Genomic DNA, 5,824 nt, shown 5'->3' with positions numbered 1-5,824 from the left:
TTACAATGTTAAGTGTAGATAGAGGTAAGTAAATTGAAACAAGTAAATATACCAGAAAATATCATAAAAAAGCAACAGAGCGATCGTCTAGATGATTGTAACCAAGTCGAAATTTATCAGGTAGATGGCCCGGTATTCTATTCTCAAGCACAAGAAGATGAGGAGAAGATTAATGATACCAAAGAATTTCCTGCTCAAAAAAAGAGAGGAGGATGGAAAGGATTAATTATTGGTATTGCCATTGGTATAGTTGCTAGTGTGATAAGTATGCAGCTACTTTCCAAACCAAAGCAAAATACAGAAAGTAATACCAATTCAACACAAACTACTACAGCTCCAGTCGAGACAAACTTGACTCCCACCATGAGTGTAACAGTAGCCGACGTAGAATTAGCAACAGTAGAACGCACCCTTGATGCTACAGGTAGTGTTGTTGCCTTCGATCTATTACCAGTCTTACCACAAGCAAATGGCTTGCAAATTCAACAAGTCTTAGTAGATGAAGGAGAAAAAGTTACTCAAGGCCAAGTAATGGCAATTCTAGATGACTCCGTTTTAAAATCCCAAATTAACCAGGCAAAATCTCAAGTAGCATCTGCTAAGAGTGAAGTAGAGCAAAGAAGAGCTGCTCACAGTAAAACTAAAGTAGGAGTAGAGCAAGCAACTGCTGCTTGGGAACAAGTAATTGCCGATCGCGATGGAGTTAAAGCTACTATAGCTCAAGCAAAAGCAGGTAGAGATGAGGCGAACGCTGGGTTAAGGCAAACAAAAGCAAGTCGGGATGATGCTGTTGCTGCTCTTAAACAAGCTCAAGCAAGTCGGGATGATGCTGTTGCTGCTCTTAAACAAACCCAAGCAAGTCGTAATGATGCTCTAGCATCTGTTGCCCAAACTGAAGCAAAGTTAGCAGAAGCTAAAGCTAACAAAGAACAAGCAATGAGAGATTTTGAGCGATATCAAACTCTGAGAGCGGAGGGTGTTATTTCTTCTCAAGAATTAGAAACTCGTAGCACTACGGTGAAAACTTCTAGAGAAGGGGTACGAGTTGCTGAAGCTAATATTAATAGTGCTAAAGCTAAAGTTGAAATTGCTGATGCTAATATTGATAGCGCTCAAGCAAAAATTGATATTGCTGATGCTAACGTTAGTAGCGCCAAAGCCAAAGTAGACATTGCCAACTCAAATGTTAGTAGTGCAGAAGCCCGAGTAGAAAGTGCAGAAGCAAGTCTCAGTAGTTCAATGGCTCAACTACGGAGTGCAGAAGCCAAAGTTAATAGCGCCAAAGCCAATGTAAGTAGTGCTAGAGCAGAAGTTGAAAGTGCATTATCAAATATTGACAGCGCTATAGCAAATGTTAGCAGCGACGAAGCTCGCCTAGAAGAAAGACAAACTCAACTAGCACAGACTTTACTCAAAGCACCCGCAAACGGTATAATAGCCGAACGGATAGCTCGTGTTGGTGATGTAACTTCTAGTAATAAAATGTTGTTTTCAATCATTAAAAACAATCAATTAGAACTACAATTAGAAGTACCAGAAACTCAATTACCACAAGTTAAAATAGGTACAAAAGTTCAAATCACATCAGATGCTGATAGTCGCATAAAAATGTCAGGAATAGTAAGAGAAATAGCACCATTAGTCAATGAACAAACTCGCGAAGCAACTGTCAAAATAGACCTACCTAATAGTAATTTATTACGACCAGGAATGTTTTTACGAGCAACAATTACAACTGCGACAAATCAAGGATTAAAAATTCCAGCAAAAGCAGTATTACCTCAAGCAAATGGGCAGTCTATTGTTTATGTTTTGCAAGATAATAATCAAGTTAAAGCCGTACCTGTAGAAGTAGGAGAAATTTTGAGTAAAAATAGCGATTTAGCTAATGCCAAAATTGAAGTCAAAAATGGTTTAGAGTTAGGTAATAAAGTAGTAGTAGCAGGTGGAGGTTATTTGAAAGATGGAGATATTGTCAAAGTAATTGATAAGTAGGGATGTTGCATACAACGTCCTTACAGAGTAAGGTCTTTAGGTTTATTGCCTGTTAGTTATTTCCCAAAAATATTGAAAGTAACATAGGCATCTTGCCTGTTAGCTATTAAGGGATATTAAATCCTGTAAAAAGCGGTTTGGAGACCAAACCCCTACCTAGTGAAAAAAATCTTACTACTGATTTTTTTTCATTCAATTAATACCAATTACAAAATAAAGAATGCCAGAAAAAATCTATCTCAATTAGAGTTTTCGGCGNCTTCTTACTTCTTCCTTAATTAATAATCATGTCATTTCATTTATCAGCTTGGTCAATTAAAAAACCAGTTCCTACTCTTGTAATGTTTTTAGTGTTAACAGTAGTAGGATTAATGTCTTTTTTTCAATTAGGAATAGACAACTTACCCAATATTGATATTCCTATAGTATCAGTCACAGTAACTCAATCAGGAGCCGGCCCGACAGAATTAGAAACTCAAGTAACCAAAAAAATAGAAGATGCTGTAGCAGGTTTAGGAGATATAGATCAATTAACCTCAACAGTAACCGATGGAGTTTCCACAACTACCATTGCCTTTGAATTAGAAGTAGATAGCGATCGCGCAACTAACGATGTGCGTAATGCCATAGAGCAAATTCGGCAAGACTTACCCAGAGACGTTGATGATCCTATTGTTAGAAGATTAGATTTTGCTGGAGGCGGACCAATAATGACCTACGCCGTCACCTCCGACAAACGTTCTGTAGAAGAGTTGAGCGAATTAGTAGACAAAGAAATTAGTCGTTCTATTCTCAATGTTACAGGTGTTTCTCAAATCAACCGCATTGGGGGAGTTGACCGAGAAATTCTCATCGAACTGAGTCCCGAAAGATTAGAAAGTCTTGGTATTACTGCTACTCAAGTCAACGATCAAATTCGCGCTTTAAATGCCAACATACCAGGAGGACGTTCTCAAACAGGAGGTAGAGAACAAAGTATTCGGACATTAGGAAGTGCTGACACAGTAGAAGCATTGAAAGAATATCAAATTATTTTGCCTTCCGGTGGTGCAGTTCCCCTTTCCAGTGTAGGTAAAGTCATTGATGGTTTTGGAGAAACTAGACAAACAGCTTGGTTATTAGAAAAAAATAGTTCCAACCAAAACTCAGCAACAAATAATATCGGTAAACCCGTTGTTGCTTTCGGGGTACTTCGCAGTACAGGTAGTACCTTAGTTACCGTAGAAAAAAACGTGCGGGAAGCAGTTGCAGAACTAGAAAAAACATTGCCACCAGATGTAGACTTGCAATTAATCTTCACTCTAGCAGTAGCAATTGAAGAATCATATCAAGCATCTGTAGACGCTTTAGTTATCGGTTCCATACTTACTGTTGTAATTGTAGGTATATTTTTACGAGACTGGCGACCAACCTTAGTAACAGCAGTAGCATTACCTTTATCAATATTGCCCACTTTTTTGGCAATGAAAATTCTCAACTACACCCTAGATGGGATGACTCTGTTAGCACTAGCATTAGCAATGGGGAACTTAGTAGATGATGCTATCTGTATGATCGAGAATATCGACCAACATATTTCTAAGGGGAAAAAGCCATTCCAAGCAGCTTTAGATGGGTCAGCAGAAATTGGTTTTGCTGTGGTGGCAACAACGGCAACTATTGTAGCAGTATTCTTACCNCACCCTAGATGGGATGACTCTGTTAGCACTAGCATTAGCAATGGGGAACTTAGTAGATGATGCTATCTGTATGATCGAGAATATCGACCAACATATTTCTAAGGGGAAAAAGCCATTCCAAGCAGCTTTAGATGGGTCAGCAGAAATTGGTTTTGCTGTGGTGGCAACAACGGCAACTATTGTAGCAGTATTCTTACCTGTAGCATTTATGGGTGGGGTACCAGGGAAATTTTTTAAACCTTTCGGTATTACGGTAGCAATTGCAACTATGTTTTCCACATTAGTTGCCACAACAATGACACCAATGTTGGGAGCGCGGTTATTGAAACAGAGACGACTGCAAACATCTCCTAATTTTCCAGACCAAAATCACAAACCCCAAAAAAATCGTCCCTATAGTCAGTTATTAACTTGGGCGTTGCGCCATAAAATTTTCACCTTAGTTATTGCTTTAGTATTCTTTATTGGTAGCTTGCAATTAGTACCACTTCTACCAAAAGGGTTAACTGGTGCTGAGGATAGGGGTGTGAGTAGAGTTTCCCTAGAATTACCTCCTGGTTCGACTTTAGCAGAAACCGAACAAGCTGCACAACAAACAATGCAACTATTTATTAAAAATCCACTTGTTACCAGTGTGTTTGCCGATCTAGGTAGCAGAGATGATAGTGAGATTGTGAATACAGGGAAATTATACGTTAACATTTTACCGAGGGAAGAGCGGGATATTTCTCAAAAAGAATTTGAACAACAGATACGACCGTTGTTTCAGAATATTCCAGGAGCGCGGATTAATTTTGCAAGTCAAGGTCCAGGTGGTGGTGATAAGGATTTAAAAATTATTCTGAAGAGTGAAAATGCAGCTGTTTTACAACAGACATCGGATACTTTAGAAAAACAAATGCGAGAAATTCCTGGGTTAGTGGATGTGACTTCTAGTGCTAGTTTAGTCAAACCGGAAATTTTGATTAAACCATTACCTGCTAGAGCAGGAGACTTAGGAGTTTCAGTACAGGCTATCGCTCGTACTGCTTCTTTAGCAACTCTCGGAGATAATGAAACTAATTTAGCTAAATTCGATCTAGCAGATCGTCAAATTCCGATTCGGGTACAGTTAGCAGAGGAATTTAGAAATGACTTAGATGCAATTAAAAATTTACGCATCCCCAGTCAAAATGGTGGCTTAGTACCATTATCGGCGGTGGCTGAAATTACCATTGGTAGCGGACCTGCGGAAATCAACCGTTTTAACCGTTTTCGTCAAGTTTCCTTTGAGGCAAATTTACAGGGTATTTCTCTGGGAGATGCACTAACAGCAGTAAAATCATTACCAGCAATGAACCCACTGCCCCCTGATGTTAGCGAACAGTCTGATGGTAGTGCGAAAATTATGATGGATATATTTAATGGATTTTTGGGTGCGTTAGGTTTGGCAGTATTGTGTATTTATGCAATTTTAGTGTTGCTATACAATAACTTCCTTTACCCAATGGTGATTTTGGTTGCGTTACCGTTATCTATTGGTGGTGCATTGTTGGGGTTGATGATAATGCAGAAAGAATTGGGTTTGTTTGCTCTAATTGGAATTGTATTGTTGATGGGTTTGGTGACAAAAAATGCGATTTTGTTAGTAGACTCTTCCTTAGCAAATGAAAAACAAGGAATGGCTCAATTTCATGCAGTGCGGGAGGCTGGTATTTCTCGGTTACGACCAATTTTGATGACAACCCTTTCCACTATTGCCGGGATGTTACCTATTGCTCTCGAATTAGGAGCAGGAGGAGCAGTAAGAAGTCCGATGGCGATCGCTGTTATTGGTGGGTTAACTACTTCCACATTGTTAACATTAGTGGTGGTGCCTGTGTGGTTTACTTACATTGATAATTTTCTCCATTGGTTGCAGAAATTGTTCGGTGGTAAGGAGAGTTACGCGCAGTTGGATGTTCCTGTTAATGGTAATGGTAAGGGTGCGAATGTCTTGAAAAAAGATTCTGTTACTAGAGTCTAGTTTTGTGTTGGTTTAGTTAAGATCAAATCCGGTAGTATAGTTATAATTATTGCCCCGTAGGGGTTTGATCTCCAAACCCCGTTATATAAAATATTACAACCTATTGTTGATAGGTGATTAAGAGTATAATTTTATATCCTAAAAT

Annotated in this window: 2 protein-coding genes and 1 pseudogene; all 3 read left to right on the top strand. The window is 38.9% G+C overall.

The window, feature by feature from the left end; translation table 11 throughout:
- Positions 1-33: 33 nt before the first annotated feature.
- The gene (locus AFK68_RS13880) at positions 34-1,995 is read left to right on the top strand and encodes an efflux RND transporter periplasmic adaptor subunit (RefSeq protein ID WP_246844181.1); all 1,962 of its coding nucleotides are present in this window, start codon (positions 34-36) and stop codon (positions 1,993-1,995) included.
- Positions 1,996-2,282: 287 nt separating this feature from the next.
- A pseudogene (locus tag AFK68_RS13875) lies at positions 2,283-3,673 on the top strand (efflux RND transporter permease subunit); the annotation flags it as partial.
- A gap of 1 nt (position 3,674) precedes the next feature.
- Positions 3,675-5,679: efflux RND transporter permease subunit (locus AFK68_RS13870; RefSeq protein ID WP_143437859.1), on the top strand; the 2,005-nt coding region annotated here is incomplete at its 5' end.
- Positions 5,680-5,824 lie beyond the last annotated feature (145 nt).

Source organism: Hydrocoleum sp. CS-953 (assembly GCF_002260545.1).
In the GTDB taxonomy this organism is placed as follows: domain Bacteria; phylum Cyanobacteriota; class Cyanobacteriia; order Cyanobacteriales; family Microcoleaceae; genus Trichodesmium.
Note: the sequence above shows the minus strand (reverse complement) of the source record. Positions and strands in the feature narration are given on the sequence as shown.